This is a genomic window from Stutzerimonas frequens (assembly GCF_024448335.1).
GTDB lineage: Bacteria > Pseudomonadota > Gammaproteobacteria > Pseudomonadales > Pseudomonadaceae > Stutzerimonas > Stutzerimonas frequens.
This window is the reverse complement of sequence record NZ_JAMOHM010000015.1, coordinates 1-23,366: the sequence shown is the minus strand read 5'-3', so window position 1 is coordinate 23,366 and position 23,366 is coordinate 1. Positions and strand designations below refer to the sequence as shown.

Sequence of the window (23,366 nt, the reverse complement as noted above, 5' to 3'; positions counted from 1 at the left end):
CGACTACAGGAACGATGTTCACATGGTAACTATTCGTCTCGCCCGTGGCGGCTCCAAGAAGCGCCCTTTCTACCACCTGACCGTGACCAACAGCCGCAACCCGCGTGATGGTCGCTTCGTCGAGCGCATCGGTTTCTTCAATCCGATCGCCACTGGTGCGGAAGTGAAGCTCTCTGTCAATCAGGAGCGCGCTGCTTACTGGCTGAGCCAGGGCGCACAGCCGTCTGAGCGCGTTGCTCAGCTGCTGAAGGAAGCTGCCAAGGCCGCTGCCTGAGTCTATGAGCGCAATGTCTGCCCCGAGCGATGATCTGGTCGTCATCGGCAAGATCGTTTCGGTGCATGGCGTGCGCGGTGACGTGAAGGTCTATTCCTTCACCGATCCGATCGACAATCTGCTGGACTATCGTCGCTGGACGCTGAGGCGAGGTGACGAAGTCAAGCAGGTCGAGTTGGTCAAGGGGCGCCTCCAGGGCAAGATCCTGGTGGCTTCGCTGAAAGGACTGACCGATCGCGAGGTGGCGCGTACGTACGCCGACTTCGAGATTTGCGTTCCGCGCAGCGAACTGCCCGCGCTGGATGACGGTGAGTACTACTGGTATCAGCTTCAAGGTTTGAAGGTGCTCAATCAGGCCGGGCAGTTGCTTGGTCGGGTCGATCACCTGCTCGAGACCGGAGCCAACGATGTTCTGGTCGTGAAGCCTTGCGCTGGAAGCCTGGATGATCGCGAGCGATTGCTGCCCTATACGGATCACTGCGTCTTGAAGGTCGATCTGGAATCGGGCGAGATGCAGGTCGACTGGGATGCGGACTTCTGAACGGCATGGCCGCATTGCGCGTTGAAGTCATCAGTCTGTTCCCGGGTATGTTCGCAGCCATCAGCGAGTATGGGATTACCAGTCGTGCGGTGAAGCAAGGGTTGTTGCAGTTGAGCTGCTGGAATCCCAGGAGCTACACCGAAGACCGTCATCAGACGGTGGATGACCGCCCATTCGGTGGCGGCCCCGGCATGGTGATGAAGATCAAACCGCTCGAGCTGGCGTTGGCCGATGCCAAACGCGCCGCGGGCGGCAAGGCGAAGGTGATCTACCTTTCGCCGCAAGGGCGTCAGCTGAAACAGGCGGATGTCCGCGAGCTGGCGAATGAGGATGCGTTGATTCTCATCGCCGGTCGCTACGAAGGTATCGACGAGCGTTTCATTGAAGCGCACGTAGACGAGGAATGGTCGATCGGTGATTACGTACTGTCTGGTGGCGAGCTGCCGGCGATGGTGCTGATCGATGCCGTGACCAGGTTGCTTCCGGGCGCCCTGGGTCATGCTGGTTCCGCCGAGGAGGACTCGTTTACCGACGGCCTGCTCGACTGTCCGCATTACACGCGACCTGAGGTGTATGCGGGTAAATGTGTTCCTGAGGTGCTGCTCAGCGGCAACCACGAACACATCCGGCGCTGGCGCTTGCAGCAGTCCCTTGGTCGGACCTGGGAGCGCCGCGCCGATCTTCTGGATAGCCGCTCGCTTTCTGGAGAAGAACAAAAGCTGTTGGCGGAATACATCCGTCAGCGGAACGATAGTTAACGTATCGATGGCAACCCGGTGGGTTGACCTTAGGAGCACACAGCATGACCAACAAGATCATTCAGCAGCTCGAAGCCGAGCAGATGACCAAGGAAATCCCACCGTTCGCACCGGGTGACACCGTTATCGTTCAGGTGAAGGTGAAGGAAGGCGAGCGTCAGCGTCTGCAGGCCTTCGAAGGCGTCGTGATCGGCAAGCGTAACCGCGGCCTGAACAGCGCTTTCACCGTTCGCAAGATTTCCAACGGCGTTGGCGTCGAGCGTACCTTCCAGAGCTACAGCCCGATGGTCGACAGCATCAGCGTCAAGCGTCGCGGTGACGTGCGCAAGGCCAAGCTGTACTACCTCCGCGCGCTGTCCGGCAAGGCCGCCCGAATCAAGGAAAAGCTGGTCTAAGACCGCTTTCCCCGCTTCGAAGAAAAGCAGCCTCCGGGCTGCTTTTTTTTTAAGCGCACTTCCCTCGGGCCGCAGTCTGCTCGCAGCGAGCGGTAATCGACGACGGCACTGGCACTGGCTAAGTGGCGTGTGGAAAACTGGCGCCTCCCGTTCCGTCTCGAAGTCGCCATGCCCGCTCTCGACGATCCCGTCATCGACCGCTACCTGGATGCGCTGTGGCTGGAAAAAGGCCTGGCCGACAACAGCCGGGAAGCCTACCGCAGCGATCTGGCACTGTTTAACGCATGGTTGCATGAGCGCGGGGTCCGTTTGGCGACCGCGGGTCGTGAGGTCATCCTCGATCATCTCGCCTGGCGTCTGGACAATGGCTACAAGGCGCGTTCCACGGCGCGCTTCCTGTCCGGGTTGCGCGGCTTCTATCGCTACCTGCTGCGCGAGGGCGACATATCGCTGGATCCGACATTGCGTGTGGATCTGCCGCGCCTTGGGCGTCCCTTGCCCAAGGCGCTGTCTGAGGCCGACGTGGAGGCGCTGCTGGCGGCACCCGATGTCGAGGATCCGCTGGGGTTGCGCGACCGGGCGATGCTTGAGGTGCTGTATGCGTGCGGGTTGCGCGTAACCGAACTGATCGGCCTGACGCTGGAGCAGGTCAGCCTGCGTCAGGGCGTGTTACGAACCTTCGGCAAGGGTAACAAGGAGCGTCTGGTGCCGCTGGGTGACGAGGCGCTGCATTGGCTGGAGCGCTACCAGCGCGATGCGCGCGGCCTGTTGCTTGTCGGCAAGGCCAGCGATGTGCTGTTCCCCAGTCAGCGTGGCGATCAGATGACGCGGCAGACCTTCTGGCACCGGGTCAAACTGCACGCCAAGGCGGCCGGAATCGCTACCTCTATCTCGCCGCATACCCTGCGCCACGCATTCGCCACACACCTTCTCAACCATGGTGCGGATTTGCGGACCGTGCAGATGTTGCTCGGGCATAGCGATCTGTCCACTACGCAGATCTATACCCATATCGCCCGCGCCCGGCTTCAGGAGCTGCACGCGGCCCATCATCCACGTGGCTAGCCGGGTCACATGCCTGCCGCCGATCGCGCATCAGCCGATGCGTGCCTCGTTTGCATCAACTGCCGGCAGGCCGGTCGGAGAAGCGGCTAGCAGTTTGAGCGCGATGCCTATGGTAGTCTTTGCGCCTTCCCTTAGATCGCCGCTGCCAGGAGTTTCCATGGGCCTGATTCGTTTGTTCGCTGCCGCCTCTATCGGCCTGGCCAGCACTCTTGCCACTGCTGCCGACCCTGATCAGGCGATTCGCCAGGCATTGCAGAAAATTCAGCCGGACATGCCGATCGAGGCCGTAGCGGAAAGTCCGATGCCGGGTGTCTATCAGGTTCAGCTGGAAGGCGGGCGCCAGCTCTATGCTAGCCCGGACGGGCAATTCGTGATCCAGGGCTATCTCTATCAGTTCCAGAATGGTCAGGCTGTCAATCTCACCGAGTTGGCGCAGAGCAAGTCGGTGGCCAAGCAGATCAACTCGATCCCGCAAAGCGAGATGGTGGTGTTTTCGCCAAAGGAGCCGAAGACCCATATCACCGTGTTCACCGATACCGACTGCGGCTACTGCCAGAAGCTGCACAGCGAAGTGCCGCAGCTGAACCGCCTCGGCGTCGAGGTGCGCTATGTGGCCTTTCCGCGCCAAGGCATGGGTAGCCATGGTGCCAATACGCTGACCAGTGTGTGGTGTGCCAAGGATCGCCAGGATGCGATGAACAAGGCCAAGGCCCGTGAGGAGCTGCCGGCAGCCAGTTGCGAGACGCCGATCGCCAAGCAGTATCAGCTCGGCCAGATGATCGGCGTGCAGGGCACTCCCGCCATTATTCTCGCCAATGGGCAGATGATCCCAGGCTATCAGCCGGCAGCGCAGCTGGCTGACGTGGCGCTCAAGGCGGAGTAAGGCTGGCCGGCGGTCCGAATGTGCCGCCTCGACCGGGAAAGGCAGGAGCTGGACGGCATGCTGCGTTCAAAGCTTGAGGGCTCTGAACGAGGTCGTCGTGATGAAGCTGAAAGGTTCCTGCCATTGCCAGGCTGTGCGATTCACCCTTGAGTCGGCGCAGCCATATCCGTTCATGCGCTGTTACTGCTCGATCTGCCGCAAGACTGCGGGCGGGGGCGGCTATGCCATCAATCTGGGTGGCGACTATCGAACCCTGACGGTCGAAGGGCGCGAGCATCTGGGTGTCTACCAGGCGCGTCTCGTCGATGCCGAAAGCGGAGAGGTCAAGGTCAGTGACGGCCGCCGACACTTCTGTCGAATCTGCGCCAGTGCGCTGTGGTTGTGGGATCCGAACTGGCCGGATCTGGTCCATCCTTTCGCTTCGGCGATCGATAGCGATCTGCCCGTGCCGCCCGAGCATACGCATCTCATGCTCGGCTCCAAGGCCGGCTGGGTGGAGCCGCAGATACAGACGCAGGATCGCTGTTACGCCGAGTACCCTGATGAATCGCTTGCGCAATGGCATCAACGGCTCGGGCTCGGCGGGTCGGCGCCTTAGCCGCGCGGCCGCGGCCGATTGACTAACGGCGGCTCCCTTCGTAATGTGCGACTCTTTTGTCGACCGGCAGGTCCGGTCGTTTCGCTGTGAATGGGGAGTTCAGCTTGAAACCGGTGAAAGTTGGCATCTGTGGGCTGGGGACCGTCGGTGGCGGTACCTTCAACGTGCTCAAACGCAACGCCGAGGAGATTGCCCGCCGTGCCGGGCGCGGAATCGAGGTTGCGCAGATTGCCACCCGGCATCCGAACCCCAAGTGCGACACTGGCGCAACATCTATTACCGCCGACGTCCTCGACGTCGTGAACAACCCGGAAATCGATATCGTCGTCGAGCTCATCGGTGGTTATACCCTTGCCAAGGAGCTGGTACTGCAAGCCATCGAGAACGGCAAGCACGTCGTCACGGCTAACAAGGCACTCATCGCGGTGCATGGCAACGAGATCTTTGCCAAGGCGCGCGAGAAGGGTGTCATCGTCGCCTTCGAGGCGTCCGTCGCGGGCGGGATTCCGGTAATCAAGGCCATTCGCGAGGGGCTGGCCGGCAATCGAATCAACTGGCTGGCCGGCATCATCAATGGCACGGGCAACTTCATCCTCACCGAGATGCGCGAAAAGGGACGCACCTTCGAAGACGTGCTCAAAGAAGCCCAGGAGCTCGGCTACGCGGAGGCCGACCCGACCTTCGACGTAGAAGGCATCGACGCGGCGCACAAGCTGACGATCCTGGCCTCCATCGCTTTCGGGATTCCGCTGCAGTTCGACAAGGCCTATACCGAAGGTATTGCGCGCCTGACCACGGCCGATGTGAACTATGCCGAGGCGCTGGGTTATCGCATCAAGCATCTGGGCGTGGCCCGACGCACCGATAGCGGCATCGAGTTGCGCGTCCATCCCACGCTCATTCCGGCCGATCGCCTGATCGCCAACGTCAACGGGGTGATGAACGCCGTGATGGTCAACGGCGATGCGGTTGGCAGCACACTCTACTACGGTGCCGGCGCCGGAATGGAGCCGACTGCTTCGGCAGTGGTGGCCGATCTGGTGGACGTCGCACGGGCGCTGACGACCGATCCGAACAACCGCGTGCCGCACCTGGCGTTCCAGCCTGATTCGCTGTCCGACCACCCGATTCTGCCGATCAGCGCCTGTGAAAGTGCCTACTACCTGCGCATCCAGGCCAAGGACCATCCGGGTGTTCTCGCTCAGGTGGCGACCATCCTCTCCGAGCGTGGCATCAATATCGAGTCGATCATGCAAAAGGAGGCCGAGGTTCAGGATGGCCTGGTTCCGGTCATACTCGTTACCCATCGAGTGGTCGAGCAGCGTATCGACGACGCCATCGCGGCGCTGGAAGCGCTCGAGGACGTGGTCGGGCAGGTCGTGCGTATCCGTGTCGAACAGCTGAACTAATCCGGCATCGGCGGGCCGGCGCAGGTGGTTTGCCTGCCCGTCGCCCGCAGCCAACACCGAAGGTTTGAATCATGCGTTACATCAGCACCCGTGGCCAAGCGCCGGCCCTGAACTTCGAAGACGTCCTGCTGGCGGGGCTGGCCACCGATGGTGGTCTCTATGTTCCGGAGAACCTGCCGCGGTTCACCGTCGAGGAAATCGCCTCCTGGGCTGGCCTGCCGTATCACGAGCTGGCCTTCCGGGTCATGCGCCCGTTCGTGGCTGGCAGCATTCCAGATGCGGATTTCAAGCGAATCCTCGAGGAAACCTACGGCGTCTTCGCCCATGGTGCCATCGCCCCGCTGCGCCAGCTGAACGGCAATGAATGGGTGCTCGAACTGTTCCATGGCCCGACCCTGGCGTTCAAGGACTTCGCCCTGCAGCTGCTCGGCCGTCTGCTCGACTACGTGCTGGCCAAGCGTGGCGAGCGCGTGGTGATCATGGGCGCCACCTCGGGTGATACCGGCTCTGCGGCCATCGAAGGCTGCCGCCGTTGCGAGAACGTCGACATCTTCATCCTGCACCCGCACCAGCGCGTGTCGGAAGTGCAGCGCCGGCAGATGACCACCATCCTCGGCGACAACATTCACAACATCGCCATCGAAGGCAACTTCGATGACTGCCAGGAGATGGTCAAGGCCAGCTTCGCCGATCAGGGGTTTCTCAAGGGCACCCGTCTGGTAGCGGTCAACTCGATCAACTGGGCGCGGATCATGGCCCAGATCGTCTACTACTTCCATGCCGCGCTGCAGCTGGGCGGTCCGGCGCGTTCGGTCGCCTTCTCGGTGCCGACCGGCAACTTCGGCGACATCTTTGCCGGTTACCTGGCGCGCAATATGGGGCTGCCGATCAATCAGCTGATCGTCGCCACCAACCGCAACGACATCCTGCATCGCTTCATGTCCGGCAACCGCTACGACAAGGACACCCTGCACCCGTCGCTGTCGCCTTCGATGGACATCATGGTGTCGTCGAACTTCGAGCGTTTGCTCTTCGACCTGCACGGGCGTAACGGCAAGGCCGTGGCGGATCTGCTCGATGGCTTCCGTGCCAGCGGCAAGCTGTCGGTTGAGGAGGATCGCTGGACCGAAGCACGCCGGCTCTTCGACTCGCTGGCCGTGGACGACGAACAAACCTGTGCGACCATCGCCCAGGTGTTCAAGGAAACCGGTGAGGTACTCGATCCGCATACTGCCATCGGCGTGCATGCAGCCCGTGAATGCCGTCGTAGCCTGAACATCCCGATGGTGACCCTCGGCACTGCGCATCCGGTGAAATTCCCGGATGCAGTGGAAAAGGCCGGCATAGGTCAGGCGCTTGCGTTGCCGGCGCACCTTGCCGATCTGTTCGAGCGCAGCGAGCGTTGCACAGTGTTGCCGAACGAGCTCAAAGCGGTGCAGGCCTTTGTCGGCCAGCACGGTAACCGCGGCAAGCCGCTCTAGGCTGCGGTCAAACGAAAAAGGCCAGTCATGCGACTGGCCTTTTTCGTTCTGGCGTGGAGGCGGTGAGACAGGGCGTCACCTCGGCTCCTCGGGCTGGCTCTGCTATTCGTCGAACTCTTCCCAGCCGCCCATTTCCTTCCAGCGGTTGACGATGCCGCAGAACAGTTCAGCGGTCTTCTCGGTGTCGTAGCGGGCCGAGTGGGCTTCACGGCCGTCAAAATCGATGCCCGCCGCCTGACAGGCCTTGGCCAGCACGGTCTGCCCATAGGCGAGGCCGGCGAGGGTGGCGGTATCGAAGCTGGAGAAGGGGTGGAACGGGTTGCGCTTGATCTCGCAGCGGGCGATGGCCGCGTTGAGAAAGCCCAGGTCGAAGCTGCTGTTGTGCCCGACCAGGATCGCGCGTTTGCAGCCTGCCGATTTCACCGCCTTGCGCACGCTGCGGCAGATGTCCGTCATCGCCTGCAGCTCGGGGACGGCCATGCGCAGTGGGTGGTCGAGCTTGATGCCGGTGAATTCCAGCGCGGCAGGCTCGATGTTGGCGCCGGCGAAGGGCTCGACGCGATAGAACAGCGTGTCCTGCGGGTAGAGCAGACCTTGTTCGTCCATGCCGATGGTCACGGCGGCGATTTCAAGCAGGGCATCGGTCGCGCTGTTGAAGCCACCGCATTCGACATCGATCACCACCGGAAGAAAACCACGGAAGCGCCGTGCCATGGGCGAGCGGGGCTTGCCGGGCAGGTGTTCTTCGAGTTCGTCTTCGAACTGCTCCTCACTCATGCGTTCGTCTCCAGGCGCCAGTGCAGGCGTTCGCCGGCTCGCAACGGTATGACGAGCTGCTCGCCGAACGGCAGGCTGGTCGGGACTTCCCACTCCTCGCGTACCAGCGTGATCTGGTCGGTATTGCGCGGCAGGCCATAGAAATCAGGACCAAAGTGGCTGGCAAAGGGTTCCAGCTTGTCCAGCGCCTGACGCTGCTCGAAGGCTTCGGCGTACAACTCGATGGCCGCATGGGCGGTGTAGCAGCCGGCACAGCCGCAAGCGGCTTCCTTGGCATGCTGGGCATGGGGCGCCGAGTCGGTACCCAGGAAGAACTTCGGGTTGCCGCTGGTGGCAGCGTCCAGCAGGGCTTCCTGATGCAGGTTGCGCTTGAGCACCGGCAGGCAGAACAGATGTGGGCGAATGCCACCGACCAGCATGTGGTTGCGGTTGTACAGCAAATGATGGGCGGTGATGGTGGCGCCGACATTGGCTCCAGCTGCCTGGACGAACTGCACCGCGTCACGGGTGGTGATGTGTTCGAAGACCACCCGCAGCGTTGGGAACTTCGCGGTGACCCGGCTCAGCTGCTCGTCGATGAAGTACTTCTCTCGATCGAAAATATCGATCTCGCCGCGCGTGACCTCTCCGTGAACCAACAGCGGCATGCCGACTTCGGCCATGGTTTCCAGCACGTCGAAGACGTTGTCGATGACAGTCACCCCGGAGGCCGAGTTGGTAGTGGCGCCGGCCGGGTAGAGTTTGACCGCATGGACGAAGCCGCTGGCCTTGGCGCGACGGATGTCGTCCGGCGTAGTGCTGTCGGTGAGGTAGAGCACCATGAGCGGCTCGAAACGGCTGCCGGCTGGGCGAGCGGCCAGAATGCGCTGACGGTAGGCCTCTGCCTCATCGGCGGTACGTACCGGTGGCACCAGGTTCGGCATGATGATGGCGCGGGCGAACTGGCGCGCAACGTCCGCGACGGTATGCGGCAGGACGGCGCCGTCACGCAGGTGAATGTGCCAGTCATCGGGGCGCAGCAGGGTGAGTCGGTCGGACATGCGGGCTTTCCAGGCGGGTGAAACGTGCGCGAATGCTACCGGAAAAGGGCGGTCGCGGCATCTTGCCTTCGTCTGCGAGCTGGATCGCTGACTGCACCGTGCTCAAGTTTGCTGGTTGGACACCGATACCTAGTTGGAACCAGCATCCTCCCGGAGCCCACCGTGCGCCTGCGCCCCCTCGTACTGATGTGCCTGCTCGCTTCACCGGCCAACGCGCTGACCTTTCAGACGCGGCTGGAGCGTGTGCAATGGCAGGTGGAGGGCGACCAATTCGAGTGTCGGCTGATCCAGCCTATCGCCGGTTTTGGTCGTGGCGAATTCGTGCGGCGCGCAGGCGAGCAGGCGACCTTCCGTTTGCACTCTCCGGAACGCTGGCTGGGCGCGGGCTCGGCCACGCTGCTGGCCGCCGCCGCGCCGTGGCAGCCGTCACGCAGCGATATCAACCTGGGCGTGGTGTCGATTGGTGGTGGCGATGTTCCGTTCAACAGCACGCAAGCGCAGGCCGGTCGCCTGCTCAGCGGACTGCTCGAAGGGCGCAGCCCGGTGGTGCGCCATCGTACGCAGCATGGCGGCGAAACACTGGAGATCCGCCTGCTACCGGCGCGTTTCACCAAGGCTTACGAGGACTATCGCGCCTGCACGGCGAAACTGTTGCCGGTCAACTTTGATCAGGTGCGCCAATCGCAGATCGGCTTTCCCAGCAGCGATGTGGCGCTCGACGCGCTGGGACGTGCCAAGCTCGACATCATTCTGCAGTACCTGCGTGCCGACCCCAGCGTGAATCGCATCGAGCTCGACGGTCACTCCGACAATAGCGGCAATCGACTGGTCAATCGCGATCTGTCGAGACGCCGTGCGCTGGCCGTGCAGGAGTACCTGGTCGCCAGTGGCGTGCCACAGGAGCAGGTCACTGTGCGCTTCCATGGCGAACGCTATCCCCTGGTGGCCAACAACAGTGAAGCCAATCGGGCCAAGAACCGGCGGGTTACCCTGCGTCTGCAGCGCGAAGCTGCGGCCGCTACGGCCTCGACCGAAGCAAGTGCGCCATCTTCCTGACTGCGCGTCCGCCGCCCCTGTAAAAGCAGCCCCGCGACCGGTAGAATCGCAGGTTTTCCGTACAACCCGTGGAGCTGATGGCATGGCGGACGTTAAGAAGGTAGTTCTGGCCTATTCCGGTGGCCTGGACACCTCGGTGATTCTCAAGTGGCTGCAAGACACCTACAACTGCGAAGTGGTGACCTTCACCGCTGACCTCGGCCAGGGCGAGGAAGTCGAGCCAGCGCGTGCCAAGGCACAGGCCCTGGGCGTCAAGGAAATCTATATCGATGATCTGCGCGAAGAGTTCGTTCGCGACTTCGTGTTCCCGATGTTCCGCGCCAACACCGTTTACGAAGGCGAGTATCTGCTGGGTACCTCCATCGCCCGTCCGCTGATCGCCAAGCGTCTGATCGAAATCGCCAACGAGACCGGCGCCGACGCCATCTCCCACGGCGCCACCGGCAAGGGCAACGACCAGGTGCGCTTCGAGCTGGGTGCCTACGCGCTCAAGCCAGGCGTCAAGGTCATCGCTCCCTGGCGCGAGTGGGATCTGCTGTCGCGCGAGAAGCTGATGGACTACGCCGAGAAGCACGCCATCCCGATCGAGCGCCACGGCAAGAAGAAGTCGCCATACTCCATGGATGCCAACCTGCTGCACATCTCCTACGAGGGCGGCGTGCTGGAAGACACTTGGACCGAGCACGAAGAGGACATGTGGCGCTGGACCAAGTCCCCGGAAGCCGCGCCGGACACCCCGACCTACATCGAGCTGACCTACCGCAAGGGTGACATCGTTGCCATCGACGGCAAGGACATGACCCCGGCTCAGGTACTCACCGAACTCAACCGCATCGGTGGCGAGAACGGCATCGGTCGCCTGGACATCGTCGAGAACCGCTACGTCGGCATGAAGTCCCGCGGCTGCTACGAAACCCCCGGTGGCACCATCATGCTCAAGGCCCACCGCGCCATCGAGTCGATCACTCTGGACCGCGAAGTGGCTCATCTGAAAGACGAGCTGATGCCCAAGTACGCCAGCCTGATCTACAACGGCTACTGGTGGAGCCCGGAGCGCAGCATGCTGCAGCAGATGATCGATGCCTCCCAGGTCAACGTGAACGGTGTGGTGCGCCTGAAGCTGTACAAGGGCAATGTCATCGTGGTCGGCCGCAAGTCGGACGATTCGCTGTTCGATGCCAATATCGCGACCTTCGAGGAAGACGGCGGCGCCTACGATCAGGCCGACGCTGGCGGCTTCATCAAGCTCAATGCGTTGCGCATGCGCATCGCCGCGGGCAAGGGCCGCACCCAGTTCTGATAAGCTGACGCGCCTGAGCCAACCGACCCCGGCCATGTGCCGGGGTTGTACTTTCTGCACTGCCACAAGCGCTGCCGAACGAGGAGACCTGAATCATGAGACTGCTGCATACCATGCTGCGTGTCGGCGATATGGAAAAGTCCATCGCCTTCTATACCGAGGTGCTGGGCATGACCCTGCTGCGCCGCAAGGATTATCCGGAAGGCAAATTCACCCTGGCCTTCGTCGGTTACGGCGACGAGGCGCACAACAGCGTGATCGAGCTGACCCACAACTGGGGCGTGGAAAAATACGAGCTGGGCGACGGCTACGGGCATATCGCCCTGGAAGTCGAAGATGTCTACAAGGCCTGCGAAGACATCCGCGCACGTGGCGGCAAGATCACCCGTGATGCTGGGCCGATGAAACATGGCTCCAGCATCCTGGCGTTCGTCGAGGACCCGGATGGTTACAAGATCGAACTCCTGTCTCCGTCCCGCGCCGACTGATCGGCAGGCATGAAAAAGCCCCTTGCGGGGCTTTTTCTTTTACAGATCGAAGTCGAAGTCGTTCAACTCTTTCTGCAGGCGTCGTTCCTCGAGCAGGTTGTCGATGATCCGGCGCTTGGTCAGATTGGTCTTGGCGACCTCGACAGGGGCTTCGCTGCTTTCGTCGTCATCTTCGGCGATGAAATCGTCTTCGATCTGAATGTCTTCTTTCTCGGCCACTTGTTCACTCCAAGGCTACGGGGCGCTCTTGGCGCACCTTATAGCGGCAAATCTGGAGGCGGTAAAAAAGTTTTTTTCAATCGTGCGGCTGGCTTTTTCGCTATCCGCTCAATCGTCAGATGTCTTGTGCTTGTATTCGCAGAGGTCTTCGATCCGGCAGCTGCCGCACTGCGGTTTGCGCGCCTTGCAGACATAGCGACCATGCAGGATCAGCCAGTGATGCGCATCCAGCAGGTACTCCTTCGGCACGAAGCGGATCAGCTTGCGCTCCACCTCCAGCACGTTCTTGCCGGGGGCGATTCCGGTGCGGTTGCTGACCCGGAAGATATGTGTATCCACTGCCATGGTGAACTGGCGGAAGGCGGTGTTCAGCACCACGTTGGCGGTCTTGCGACCCACTCCGGGTAATGCTTCCAACGCCTCGCGGTTGTCCGGTACCTGGCTGCCATGCTGCTCGATCAGGATGCGGCAGGTTTCGATGACATTCTTCGCCTTGCTCGGGTACAGGCCTATAGTGCGGATGTATTCGCACAGGCCATCGTAGCCGAGGGCGTAGATGGCTTCCGGGGTATTGGCCACCGGGAACAGCTTGGCGGTGGCCTTGTTCACGCCGACGTCGGTGGCCTGGGCCGAGAGGATCACTGCGATCAGCAGCTCGAAGGGTGTGCTGTAGGCCAGCTCGGTCTTCGGCTCTGGATTGTCGTCATGGAAGCGGCGGAAGATCTCCCGGCGTTTGTCGGCATTCATCGGAACGGGCTCACTCGATCACCCCGGTCACCCGTACTCGGCGGCTGGCAGCCGGCGCGGTTGGCTGGGCAGCACGGGCACGTTCGGCGAGTTGTTCGTCGATCCGGTTCTTCAGGGCGATCAGCAGGCCGAGCACGATGAAGGCGCCAGGCGGCAGGATGGCCAGCAGAAAGCCCTTATAGTCGCTGAACAGGGTGATCTGCCAGTCGCTGGCGACCGGCCCGAACAGCAGGTGCATGTTGGCGAACAGCGCGCCGGTGCCGAACAGCTCGCGCAGACCGCCCAGCACCACCAGCACCAGACAGAAGCCGATGCCCATCACCAGGCCGTCGAAGCCGGCGATCAGCGGGTTGTGCTTGGCGGCGAAGCCGTCGGCGCGGCCGAGGATCACGCAGTTGGTGGTGATCAGCGGGATGAAGATGCCGAGGATCTGATACAGCTCGTAGGTGAAGGCCTGCATCAGCAGCTCGATGCAGGTGGTCAGCGCGGCGATGATCATCACGAACGCCGGCAGGCGCACGGCGGTGTTGACCACGCCGCGCACCAGCGATACGCCGATGTTCGAGCAGGTCAGCACCAGCATGGTCGCCAGGCCGAGGCCGAGTGCGTTGACCGCCGAGTTGCTGACGCCGAGCAGCGGGCAGAGACCGAGCAGCTGCACCAGCGCCGGGTTGTTCTTCCACAGGCCGTTGACGGTCAGTTCGCGGTAGCTGGGTGTGCTCATGGCTGGTCCCCTTGCGGCTCGGCGGCCGGCTCGGTGGTGCGCAATTCGTCGCGTGTGGCGGCACCGCCGGCGCGTGAGTGGACGGTGGCTTCGGCGGGCTCGGTGCGGCTTTCCAAGACGTCGCCAGCGGCCTCGGTCGTCGCGCCTTCGGCTGCCAGTAGCTCGGCCTTGTGTGCATCGAAGTACTGCAAGGCACGATGCACCGCACCGACCACCGCGCGCGGTGTGATGGTGGCGCCCGCGAACTGGTCGAACTCACCGCGGTCCTTCTTCACCGCCCAGCCGTCGGCCTCTGGGTTCGTTAGCGACTTGCCTTCGAAGCTTCGAATCCAGGGGCTCTTTGCGAGCTCGATCTTGTCGCCGAGACCGGGGGTTTCCCGGTGGCCAATGACTCGCACGCCAGCGACCCGGCCGTCAGCATGGATGCCCACCAGCAGATGAATGGCGCCGCTGTAGCCGTCCGGAGCGATGGCCTGGAGGATTACGGCGGTGGGGCGTCCATCCTTGATGGCGACATAGGCGGGCAGTGGGCTTCGGTTGCCTAGCAGGCGATCCTGAACCAGCACGCTGTCGTCGAGCAGATGGTTGTCGTAGCTGCCAGCCGGGAGGATCTCGCCCAGCGCACGTACCTGGGCGGCGCGTTCAGCGGCCTGGATGCGCTCGGCAGTGCCCTGTTGCAGCAGGGTCACCGCGCCCACGGTGACGATGGCGAACAAGCCCAGCACCGTGGCGTTCTTCAGCATCGAACGGCTGATTTCCGGAACTATCATGTCATTCGCCCAGCTTGAAGCCGCGCTCGGCCTTGCGATGGCCGTAGGTGCGCGGGCGGGTGTAGTAATCGATGGTGGGAGCGGCAAGGTTCATCAGCAGCACGCCAAAGGCGACACCGTCCGGATAGCCGCCCCAGGCGCGGATGACGTATACCAGTACACCGACACCAGCACCGAAAATGAGGCGTCCACGTGGGCTGGTGGCGCTGCTGACCGGATCGGTGACGATGAAGAAGGCGCCGAGCATGGTGGCGCCGCTGAGTAGGTGAAACAGCGGCGAACCGTTGCTATCCGAACCCGAGCCGTTCCAGAACACCAGGCTCATCAGCATCAGCGCGCCGAGCATGCCGACTGGCGCGTGCCAGCTAAACAGCCGCTTGTGTAGCAGGAACAGGCCGCCAGCAAGAAACGCGAGGTTCACCACTTCCGAGCCGATGCCGCCGAAGTGGCCGAAGGCCGGATTGCGCCAGAGCTCGTCGATGGTCAGGCTCTTGTTCACCTTGAGCACATCCAGGGCGGTGGCCTGGGTCCAGCCGTCGGGAAGCGAGGCGATACCGAGAATATGCTGCAGGCCGGCGCTCAGCCCGACACTGTGCGGCACCGGCCAGGTGGTCATCTCCACCGGGAAGGAGATAAGCACCACCACGTAGCCGATCATCGCCGGGTTGAAGGGGTTCTGGCCCAGGCCGCCATACAGCTGCTTGCCGAACACCACGGCGCAGCCGGTGGCGATCAGCGTCAGCCACCAGGGCGAGTAGGGCGGCAACGCCAAGGCCAGCAACACGGCGGTGACCAGCACGCTGCCGTCGCGCAGAAAGAAGCCCACCGGCCGCTGCCGCAGGCGGAGAATCGCCGCTTCGAAGGCAAGTGCGGCGAGCGATGCCCAGGCGAGGTTGATCAGCGTGCCGGCGCCGTAGAGCCAGGTCAGCACAACCACGCCGGGCAGGGTGGCCGCGAGCACCAGCAGCATGACCCGCTGGGTACGGTTGGCGCCCTTGGCGTGGGGCGAGGTGATGCGGGGCAGGGCCATTGGCTCTCCGGTGAAGGTGTTGTCTTGGGATGTGGCCTGGGCCACTTCCTCGAATCTCTCTGACTTGTCGAGCGACTACACCAGCGCACCGGTGCAGCGGCCATTTCTCACGATTGCTGATAGTCCGCCAGCTGCCGTTCGGCTTCGCTGAGTCGCAGGCGAGCGGCCTCCAGTGTCATGGGCTCGGTCTGCTCGTCTCGCTCCAGCTTGCGCAGATCGGCGCGGGCGAAGGCAACCTCGGTCTTCAGTTCGCGCTGGCGCTCATCGACACCGGGCGTGCTGGTGCGCACCAGTTCCGGGGCGGGCTTGTGCGAGGCTTCTTCGGCCGCATGCAGGGCTTGTTCGGCCGCCTGCAGCGCGTCGCGCAGCCGGCTGAGTTCCGCCTCTTGCGCGCCGGCTTTCTCGGCCTTCTTCAGTTCGGCGCGTTTCATCGCCAGTTCGATCTTTGCCTTCTTCAAGGCTTCATCGTCCGCCGGCTTGGCGGTGGGAGCTGGAGCGGCGCTTTGGGCGGCTGCCAAGGTTTGTTCGGCTTCGTGCAGCTGCTGACGCAGACGAGCGAGCTCGGCCTGCTGGTCCTCGTCCGGTGCTTCGAGCTTTTCCAGCTTGCGGATCTGCGCCTTGAGCATGGCGGCTTCGATCTTGGCCTTTTTCAGCGCCTCGTCATTCGCTGGTTTGGCGGCGGGAGCGGGGGCGGTGCTCTGGGCGGCTGCTAGGGCTTGTTCAGCTTCGTGCAGTTGCTGACGCAGACGCGCGAGCTCGGCCTGCTGGTCGTCGTCCGGCGCTTCGAGCTTTTCCAGTTTGCGGATCTGCGCCTTGAGCATGGCGGCTTCGATCTTGGCCTTCTTCAGCGCCTCGTCGTCCGCTGGCTTGGCGGTAGGCGCGGCGCTGGCGCTCTCCTGCATGGCGGCATCGAGTGCCTGCTGCGCCGCTTCGGCGGCTTTGCGCAGGTCGGCAACCTGGGCTTGCAGTTCGGGCGTGTCGTGTGCGGCGAGCTGCTTTTCCGCCTTCTTCAGGGCGACCTGGGCCATGCTGGCTTCGATCTTCAATTTCTTCTGGCTTTCCGAGAGGCCCGACTTGGGCGCTGAGCTCGGAGCTGCAGCGGCGCTATTGGAGGCCGTCTGCACGCTTTCGCCCTGCGCCGCCTTGGCGCGTGCGGCGCGCTCCGCGCGGGCCTTGCGCTCGGCTTCCTTCTGTTCTTCGGCGCGGCGCAGACGCTCCTGGCGCAGTTCGAAGCGCTGCTTGGAGTGCTCGGCTTTCTGCTGCTTCTGCTCCAACTCACGGATCTCGCCCTTGGCGGCGCGGTAGTACTGCACCAGCGGGATGCTGGACGGGCAGACGTAGGCGCAGGCTCCGCACTCGATGCAGTCGAACAGGTTATGGGCCTTGAGCTGCTCGTGCTCCTGGCCGAGGGCAAAGAAATGCAGCTGCTGCGGCAGCAGGCTGACCGGGCAGGCCTCGGCGCACTCGCCGCAGCGGATGCAGGGCAGCGCTGGTGGCGGCGGAGGCAGCTCTTCGAGCGTGCTGGCGAGCAGGCAGTTGGTGGTCTTGATCACCGGCACGTCGAGGGACGGCAGGGTAAAGCCCATCATCGGGCCGCCCATGATCAGGCGGTTGAGCCGGCTCTGCTCGAGTCCGGCGAACGCGAGCAGTTCTTCGACTGGCGTGCCGATCAGCACCTCGACGTTCATCGGGCGCGCCAGTGCTTCGCCGGTGAGGGTGGTGATTCGCGAGATCAGCGGTTTGCCGAGCAGCACGGCGTCATGGATAGCGACGCAGGTGCCGACGTTCTGGCAGAGCATGCCGATATCCGCGGGCAGGCCGCCGCTGGGCACCTCTTCGCCAGTCAGAATCTGGATCAGCTGCTTCTCGCCGCCGGAGGGGTACTTGGTCGGAAAGACCTTGAGCACGAAGGGCCGTCCACCGATGGCCGCGCGGACCGCGGCGATGGCCTCGGGCTTGTTGTCCTCGATGCCGATCAGTACCTCCTGCGGTTGGATCAGGTGCGCGAGGATTTCGATGCCCGCCACCAGTTCGGCGGCTTTCTCGCGCATCAGCAGGTCGTCGGCGGTGATGTACGGCTCACACTCGGTGCCGTTGATGATCAGTGTGCGGATGCTTTGCGTCGGCGGTGGGGTCAGTTTGACCGCAGTGGGAAAGCCGGCGCCGCCGAGGCCGCTGATTCCGGCCTGACGGATCAGTTCGAGCAACACCGGACGCTCCAGCGCGCGGTAGTCGGGGTGGGGCTCGAGTTCGAGCCAGCAGTCCTCACCATCGCTGTCGATGACGATTGCGTCGACGAGCATGCCCGAGACATGCGGGTAGGGTTGTGGGCCGATGAAGCTGACCACGCCGGATGTCGGCGCGTGCAGCGCGGCGCTGACGAAACCGCTGGCGAGCGCGATCTGCTGGCCCTTGAGCACGCGTTCGCCGAGCGTCACGCAGGGTTCGGCCGGTGCGCCCAGGTGCTGCGCCAAGGGCAGGACCAGGCGCTTGGGCAGTGGCGCAGGCTGGATCGGGGTGCGGTTGGACAACTCCTTGTGCTCCGGCGGATGGATGCCGCCGTGGATGTCCCATACCTTGAGTGAGGTCATGCCGCCTGCTCCCGGTCAGTCGCGATCAGCTGGCCGGGCGCCAGCGGCCGGTTCCACTTCCAGCTCTGCAGGTTGCTGCCGACCTCGATCATGTCGATGCAATCCACCGGGCAGGGCTCGACGCAGAGGTCGCAGCCGGTGCACTCGGAGATTATGACGGTATGCATCTGCCGTGCGGCACCGACGATGGCGTCCACCGGGCAGGCCTGGATGCACTTGGTGCAACCAATGCACTCGGCTTCGCGGATGTAGGCGACCATCTGCGGCTTCTCGCCGCCTTCGGCATCCAGCGGTTCCGGCTCGACATCGAGCAGGTCGGCCAGCGCCTGGATGGTCGCTTCGCCGCCCGGCGGGCACTTGTTGATCTTGTCGCCGCCGGCGATGGCCTCGGCGTAGGGCTTGCAGCCCGGGTAGCCGCACTGGCCGCACTGGGTCTGCGGCAGCAGGGCATTGATCTGCTCGGCGATGGGGTCGCCCTCGACGCGAAAGCGCACGGCGGCGAAACCGAGGATGGCACCGCCAAGCAGGCACAGGGCGAGCAGTGCAAGCACTGCGATGAGAACCGCACTCATAGCTTGATCAGTCCGGTGAAGCCCATGAAGGCCAGCGACATGAGGCCGGCGGTGATCATGCCGATCGCCGCGCCCTGGAACGATCTGGGCACATCGGCAATGGCGATGCGCTCACGCATGGCGGCGAACAGCACCAGCACCAGGGAAAAGCCCAGCCCCGCGGCGAAGCCGTTCACGGTAGCGGTCAGGAAGGTGAACTCGGCCTTGTTGGCGTTGAGCAGGGCCACGCCTAGGACGATGCAGTTGGTGGTGATCAGCGGCAGGAAGATGCCGAGCACGCGATAGAGCAGCGGACTGGTCTTGTTTACCACCATTTCGGTGAACTGGACGGTTACGGCAATCACCAGAATGAAGCTGATGGTGCGCAGGAATTCCAGGTCCAGCGGCTTGAGCACGTACTGCTGAACGAGATAGCTGCACATCGCTGCCAAGGTCAACACGAAGGTGGTCGCCAGCGACAGGCCGATGGCCGTCTCGATCTTCTTCGACACGCCCATGAACGGGCACAGACCGAGGAACTGCACCAGCACGAAATTGTTGACCAGAATGGCGCTAACCATGATCAGGGCGAGTTCGGTCATCTAGGGTCTGTTCCCGTTCCGTCGCGCTCTGCGAGAGCCGTGGGGCTAAAGGGCCGCTATTATCGGGAAGCGGCGGCGGGCATACAAGCTGCGGCAGCCGGTCGCGCTGATCCGGCGACATCTGGAGCGGGTCCAGACGCTACATGGCCGCCGGTTGTCCGCCGTTTCAGCAGCTGGCCGCTGGTTGTGGTCTGATGAGCTGGGGTCCATGACACCATCGGAGGTGTTCCCATGAGCATTCGATCATTGTTGGTCCTGCTGTGCCTCGGCCTGGGGGCGAGCCTGCAGGCGCAGGCGCAGGCGGATCGGCGAGACGGCGTCTGGGTGTTCCAGGCTGAAAGCCCACGCTATTACAACCATGGTTATAGTGCCGGCTACGGCCAGGGCTACAACCGTGGCTATCGGCATGACAGCCGTCCCCGTCAGTACGATCCGCGCAGCCCTTATTCGCACTATCCGCAGTATCCACGTAACCTGCCGCCGCGGTATCAGAGCCAGCTCCCACCGCAGTACTACGATCGTCACCGCGGTTTCGAGCGCCGCGAGCACTGGCGCCCGGATCATCGTCAGCAACGCCCGCACATCATTCGCGACGGCCGCGATCATCGGCTGCGGCCTCATTACAACCGGGACGGCCGCTACCAGCAGCAGTACCGACCCTACCGGCGTTGAAACCGCATTATTCAGACAAGGCCGGTGTCGTTCAGTCGGAACGAGCTTCGCTTCCGAAGGTGCGTCATATCGGCAGCTGAACGACCTGCACAAGTCCCGCTACGGATGCGTCAGCGGTTGCGCCAGCGCGGATCGCGCTTTTCGAGAAAGGCGTTGACGCCCTCGAGCGTGTCTTCGGCTTCGAACAATCCGACGAACGCCTCGCGCTCTGCCGCCGCGAACGTGGCGGGAACCCGTAGCCGTGCTCCGTCGATCAGAGGTTTGATGGCGCGTACCGCCACTGGGCTCTGGCGTGCCACGCGGGAGGCGAGGAGCAGGGCATGGCCGCGCGACTGGCCAGGTTCGACCACCTGCTCGACTAGGCCGATGCGTAGTGCTGTCTCCGCGGTGATGCGCTCGCCGCAGAGGATCATGCGTTTTGCCCAGCCTTCGCCGACCAGCCAGGCCAGGGCTTGAGTGCCGCCAGCGCAGGGCAATAGTCCGACCGAGGCTTCCGGCAGGCCCAACTGCGCTTGCTGCTCAGCGATGCGCAGGTCACAAGCCAGCGCGCACTCAAGCCCACCACCGAGGGCGAAACCGTTGATTGCGGCGATCGAGACACCGCGGAAATCGCGCAGCGTTTCGAAGGCTTCGCCGAAGCGCCGGGCCATCTCCCGCGCTCGGTTTCGGTCGCCGTCGGCGAATAGCTTGAGGTCGGCGCCGGCGCTGAAGAACTTCTCGCCCTGGCCGCAGATCACCAGAGCATAGATATCATCGTCGTGGTTGAGATGCTCCACCACTTGCTTGAGACCGATCAGCGACTCTCGGTCCCAGGTATTGGCCGGTGGGTGATTGATGGTGATGAGGGCGGTGTGACCGTGTTTTTCCACGGTCAGCTTGTGAGTCAGGTCGAAGACGCCGGCTTGATAGGGTTCTAGTGCGGTAGTCATATCGAGATCCTCTTGACAGGTCAGGGCTGCCGGCCGGCGCCTGAATCTGCCTCCGCGCCTGTATCCCAAGCTCGCCGAGGTTGCAGTGGACACCGGTCCCAGAAAAGTCCCGTTGGCAGCGCCTGCTCGCGTCAGGCGCTGCCGTTGCAGGTCACTGTAGCCTAGTCGGCTGCCCGCCGGCACGGCGCTCTTCCTGCCACTCGGTCAGCGAAGGGGCGGCCTGCTCGCCGGACAGACGATGGACGATCTCGAAATAGTCCTGCTTGAAGCGGTCCTTGAGAACTTCCTCGCGCGGCTTCACGCGCACTGCGTAGACCGACTGCACGTTCTGATGGTCGAACGCGCGCCATTGCTGGCGATCCTTAAGCAGGGTGTAGCTGTGGTCTTCCATCGCCGCGATGACCTGCTCGCTGCCGATGCTCCTAGCTCGTTTGGCTGCATCCGCCCATTGATGAACGATGCTATAGGCCGAGGCAGCGGAGCTCGACGGGTGGGTCTGATAGCGCTCGCCGAAATCCCGGACGAAGGCCTTGCCGCGCTCGGAGCCCTCCAGGTCTGGAACTCGCCAGGTCCAGGGCTCCGTGCCAAGAACGCCGTGCATGATGTCGGGGCCGGCCAGTTCGACCATCGACAGCGTCAGGTTGGGAACAGCGATCTGCATCCTCTTGTTCAGGCCTAGATCATCGGCGATGCGCATGGCACGCACCATGTCCTCGCCGAAAAGCACCAGTACCAGGACGTCGGCGTTACTGCTGGCGGCTTTCTCCAGTGCTGCCCGGTAATCGGACAGGCGAGCGCCCGGAAATGCCGTTTTGATACCTGGATGCCTGTTCTGGTCGACGGTGCCCGTAGCCTGGCGCAACGAGCTCTCGCTGGTATGGCCCCAGGTGTAGTCGGAAGTGATATAGAAGTAGTTCTTGCCCGGCAGGTTCTCGTTCAGATACTGCCCCAGCACGCGCGCACTCATCCAGGCGTTGTTGCACTCGCGGAACATGTAGCGGTGGCCGTCTTTGCCGGTCGTGTCGTTGGAGTACGTCAGCGTGCCGAAGTAGAGCAGCCCTCTTTCCTTGGCGCGCTTGCTCGCTGCGATAGCCACGGCGCTGGAGACGCCGCCGAACAGCATCGCGACGCCTTCGTCGGCCATCTTGTCGACATTGGCGACCGCCTTCTCGGGGCGTGAGGCCGTATTGCGGCTGATGAGTTGCAGCGGGCGGCCGAGCACGCCTCCTGCTTCGTTGATTTCGTCGATGGCCAACAGGGCGCCCCGCATCTGCGCCAGACCTTCTTCCTTGTAGCTGCCAGTGCGGGGGTAATTGAGGCCGAGTGTGATGGGATCGGCAGCCTGAGCCGTAAGACAAAACCCCAGCCCTAGCGCCAGAAGAGTAATCCGGTTCATTGCATGTTCCTTGTTGTCGCTTTTGTTATTGGTTTGTCGGCAGTTGGCTTTTTTACCCTGCGGCTGGGGTAGGCGTCACTCTTTATGTGCGCATCGGAAGCCTTGTCCGCATCAGTCCGTGAGCCAGGTGCAATTATGACTAAAGGAGGGGGGATGATATTGCGGTGACGCAATGGTCGAGGCGTTTCGGCGTTGACAAGGGCGCCCGGCGTTCCTTAGGGTTCCGCCGTTTGGCTATCCAGAAACCGCTCATGACCCAGGATGATCGCATCAAGCTCGAGGCTGGCTGGAAAGAAGCCCTGCGCGACGAGTTCGACAAACCCTACATGCAGCAACTGGCCGCGTTTCTGCGTCGCGAAAAGGCTGCCGGCAAGGTGATCTTCCCGCCGGGGCCGCTGATCTTCAATGCGCTCAACTCGACGCCCCTCGAGCAGGTCAAAGTGGTCATCCTCGGGCAGGACCCTTATCACGGGCCAGGGCAGGCGCACGGCTTGTGTTTCTCGGTGCAGCCTGGCGTGGCACCGCCGCCGTCGTTGCAGAACATCTTCAAGGAGCTCAAGCGCGACCTCAATCTACCGGTTCCTTCTCACGGCTATCTGCAGCGCTGGGCGGAGCAGGGGGTGCTGATGCTAAACACCTCGCTGACGGTGGAGCAGGGCTTGGCAGGATCCCATGCCAAGGCTGGCTGGCAGCAATTCACCGACCGAGTAATCGAGGTGGTTGGCGAGTGTCGCCCGCATCTGGTGTTCATGCTCTGGGGCGCGCACGCACAGTCGAAGACGCGACTGATCGATCCGACGCGGCATTTGATGCTCAAGTCGGCGCATCCTTCGCCACTGTCGGCGCATCGTGGTTTTCTGGGTAACGGGCACTTCAGTCGTGCCAATCAGTTTCTGAGACAGCAAGGTCTTGAGCCGATCGACTGGCAACTGCCTGACCGGGTATGAACCGATGCCGGCCCGCGGCATCGGGTCCGGGCCTCAGTTCTGCTGGCCGTGCTTGGCCTGCAGTTCCTTCGCTTGCTTGAGATGTTCTTCCAGCTTGGGCAGGGTCTGTTGGGCGAACTGCTT

General features: G+C 63.0%; 26 protein-coding genes. 14 read left to right on the top strand and 12 right to left on the bottom strand.

Translation table 11 applies throughout. The features are described 5' to 3' along the window. The first annotated feature begins 22 nt into the window (after positions 1-22). From rpsP to thrC, 9 genes are all read left to right on the top strand, one after another. Positions 23-274 (top strand): 30S ribosomal protein S16, encoded by a 252-nt coding sequence (gene rpsP, locus NAO55_RS17675; RefSeq protein ID WP_011912373.1) that lies wholly within the window; start codon positions 23-25, stop codon positions 272-274. Between the two features lie 4 nt (positions 275-278). Continuing rightward, the gene (gene rimM, locus NAO55_RS17670; protein ID WP_063544705.1) at positions 279-815 is read left to right on the top strand and encodes a ribosome maturation factor RimM; all 537 of its coding nucleotides are present in this window, start codon (positions 279-281) and stop codon (positions 813-815) included. A gap of 5 nt (positions 816-820) precedes the next feature. After that, a complete protein-coding gene (gene trmD / locus NAO55_RS17665; RefSeq protein WP_063544707.1) occupies positions 821-1,573 on the top strand; it encodes a tRNA (guanosine(37)-N1)-methyltransferase TrmD in 753 nt (250 codons plus the stop codon). Positions 1,574-1,617: 44 nt separating this feature from the next. Continuing rightward, positions 1,618-1,968, top strand: coding sequence for a 50S ribosomal protein L19 (gene rplS / locus NAO55_RS17660; protein WP_015277862.1), 351 nt, complete (start codon positions 1,618-1,620; stop codon positions 1,966-1,968). A gap of 168 nt (positions 1,969-2,136) precedes the next feature. Then, positions 2,137-3,033, top strand: a complete 897-nt coding sequence (gene xerD, locus NAO55_RS17655) for a site-specific tyrosine recombinase XerD (RefSeq protein WP_102840673.1) — start codon at positions 2,137-2,139, stop codon at positions 3,031-3,033. A 157-nt stretch (positions 3,034-3,190) separates the two neighbouring features. Beyond that, complete coding sequence (locus NAO55_RS17650; RefSeq protein WP_102840674.1) at positions 3,191-3,916, top strand: thioredoxin fold domain-containing protein; 726 nt, start codon at positions 3,191-3,193, stop codon at positions 3,914-3,916. Between the two features lie 100 nt (positions 3,917-4,016). Further along, a complete protein-coding gene (locus NAO55_RS17645) occupies positions 4,017-4,514 on the top strand; it encodes a GFA family protein (protein WP_102840675.1) in 498 nt (165 codons plus the stop codon). Positions 4,515-4,618: 104 nt separating this feature from the next. Then, complete coding sequence (locus NAO55_RS17640) at positions 4,619-5,923, top strand: homoserine dehydrogenase (RefSeq protein ID WP_063544715.1); 1,305 nt, start codon at positions 4,619-4,621, stop codon at positions 5,921-5,923. A 71-nt stretch (positions 5,924-5,994) separates the two neighbouring features. Beyond that, positions 5,995-7,404, top strand: coding sequence for a threonine synthase (thrC, locus tag NAO55_RS17635; protein WP_102840676.1), 1,410 nt, complete (start codon positions 5,995-5,997; stop codon positions 7,402-7,404). A 102-nt stretch (positions 7,405-7,506) separates the two neighbouring features. On the opposite strand, the gene rnt is transcribed toward thrC, so the two are convergent. Next, on the bottom strand, positions 7,507-8,181 hold the full coding sequence (gene rnt / locus NAO55_RS17630; protein ID WP_063544719.1) for a ribonuclease T: 675 nt from the start codon (positions 8,179-8,181) through the stop codon (positions 7,507-7,509). Next, entirely contained in the window at positions 8,178-9,221 is a 1,044-nt protein-coding gene (pyrC, locus tag NAO55_RS17625) for a dihydroorotase (RefSeq protein ID WP_102840677.1), read from the bottom strand. Before pyrC ends, rnt begins: the two co-directional genes overlap by 4 nt. Before the next feature lie 162 nt (positions 9,222-9,383). Here pyrC and NAO55_RS17620 point away from each other — a divergent pair, with 162 nt between their 5' ends. From NAO55_RS17620 to gloA, 3 genes are all read left to right on the top strand, one after another. Beyond that, the gene (locus NAO55_RS17620) at positions 9,384-10,277 is read left to right on the top strand and encodes a flagellar protein MotY (protein WP_102840678.1); all 894 of its coding nucleotides are present in this window, start codon (positions 9,384-9,386) and stop codon (positions 10,275-10,277) included. A gap of 82 nt (positions 10,278-10,359) precedes the next feature. Next, positions 10,360-11,577, top strand: a complete 1,218-nt coding sequence (locus NAO55_RS17615; RefSeq protein WP_102840679.1) for an argininosuccinate synthase — start codon at positions 10,360-10,362, stop codon at positions 11,575-11,577. A 95-nt stretch (positions 11,578-11,672) separates the two neighbouring features. Beyond that, complete coding sequence (gloA, locus tag NAO55_RS17610) at positions 11,673-12,065, top strand: lactoylglutathione lyase (RefSeq protein ID WP_102840680.1); 393 nt, start codon at positions 11,673-11,675, stop codon at positions 12,063-12,065. Positions 12,066-12,104: 39 nt separating this feature from the next. Here the strand turns inward: gloA and NAO55_RS17605 are convergent, their stop codons facing one another. From NAO55_RS17605 to rsxA, 8 genes are all read right to left on the bottom strand, one after another. Next, entirely contained in the window at positions 12,105-12,284 is a 180-nt protein-coding gene (locus NAO55_RS17605; protein WP_013982061.1) for a PA3496 family putative envelope integrity protein, read from the bottom strand. A 108-nt stretch (positions 12,285-12,392) separates the two neighbouring features. Beyond that, entirely contained in the window at positions 12,393-13,031 is a 639-nt protein-coding gene (nth, locus tag NAO55_RS17600) for an endonuclease III (RefSeq protein WP_102840681.1), read from the bottom strand. A gap of 10 nt (positions 13,032-13,041) precedes the next feature. After that, positions 13,042-13,755: an electron transport complex subunit E gene (locus NAO55_RS17595; protein ID WP_102840682.1), complete on the bottom strand. Its 714-nt coding sequence runs from the start codon at positions 13,753-13,755 to the stop codon at positions 13,042-13,044. Further along, positions 13,752-14,525 carry an electron transport complex subunit RsxG gene (gene rsxG / locus NAO55_RS17590; protein ID WP_102840683.1) on the bottom strand — a complete coding sequence of 258 codons (774 nt, stop codon included), beginning with the start codon at positions 14,523-14,525 and terminating at the stop codon, positions 13,752-13,754. The genes NAO55_RS17595 and rsxG overlap by 4 nt, the downstream gene beginning before the upstream one ends. A gap of 1 nt (position 14,526) precedes the next feature. Further along, complete coding sequence (locus NAO55_RS17585; RefSeq protein ID WP_011912391.1) at positions 14,527-15,555, bottom strand: RnfABCDGE type electron transport complex subunit D; 1,029 nt, start codon at positions 15,553-15,555, stop codon at positions 14,527-14,529. A 107-nt stretch (positions 15,556-15,662) separates the two neighbouring features. Next, the gene (rsxC, locus tag NAO55_RS17580) at positions 15,663-18,146 is read right to left on the bottom strand and encodes an electron transport complex subunit RsxC (protein WP_102840684.1); all 2,484 of its coding nucleotides are present in this window, start codon (positions 18,144-18,146) and stop codon (positions 15,663-15,665) included. After that, positions 18,143-18,718 carry an electron transport complex subunit RsxB gene (rsxB, locus tag NAO55_RS17575; protein ID WP_011912393.1) on the bottom strand — a complete coding sequence of 192 codons (576 nt, stop codon included), beginning with the start codon at positions 18,716-18,718 and terminating at the stop codon, positions 18,143-18,145. The genes rsxC and rsxB overlap by 4 nt, the downstream gene beginning before the upstream one ends. Further along, entirely contained in the window at positions 18,715-19,299 is a 585-nt protein-coding gene (gene rsxA / locus NAO55_RS17570; protein WP_011912394.1) for an electron transport complex subunit RsxA, read from the bottom strand. Before rsxA ends, rsxB begins: the two co-directional genes overlap by 4 nt. A gap of 231 nt (positions 19,300-19,530) precedes the next feature. On the opposite strand from rsxA, the gene NAO55_RS17565 reads away from it, so the two are divergent. Beyond that, positions 19,531-19,971: a hypothetical protein gene (locus NAO55_RS17565; protein WP_102840685.1), complete on the top strand. Its 441-nt coding sequence runs from the start codon at positions 19,531-19,533 to the stop codon at positions 19,969-19,971. A gap of 110 nt (positions 19,972-20,081) precedes the next feature. On the opposite strand, the gene NAO55_RS17560 is transcribed toward NAO55_RS17565, so the two are convergent. Both NAO55_RS17560 and NAO55_RS17555 read right to left on the bottom strand, forming a co-directional pair. Further along, complete coding sequence (locus tag NAO55_RS17560; protein WP_102840686.1) at positions 20,082-20,900, bottom strand: enoyl-CoA hydratase; 819 nt, start codon at positions 20,898-20,900, stop codon at positions 20,082-20,084. 151 nt (positions 20,901-21,051) lie between these two features. Beyond that, positions 21,052-22,296, bottom strand: a complete 1,245-nt coding sequence (locus NAO55_RS17555; protein WP_063544743.1) for an ABC transporter substrate-binding protein — start codon at positions 22,294-22,296, stop codon at positions 21,052-21,054. A gap of 251 nt (positions 22,297-22,547) precedes the next feature. On the opposite strand from NAO55_RS17555, the gene ung reads away from it, so the two are divergent. Next, positions 22,548-23,243 carry a uracil-DNA glycosylase gene (ung, locus tag NAO55_RS17550; protein ID WP_102840687.1) on the top strand — a complete coding sequence of 232 codons (696 nt, stop codon included), beginning with the start codon at positions 22,548-22,550 and terminating at the stop codon, positions 23,241-23,243. Positions 23,244-23,366: the final 123 nt, after the last annotated feature.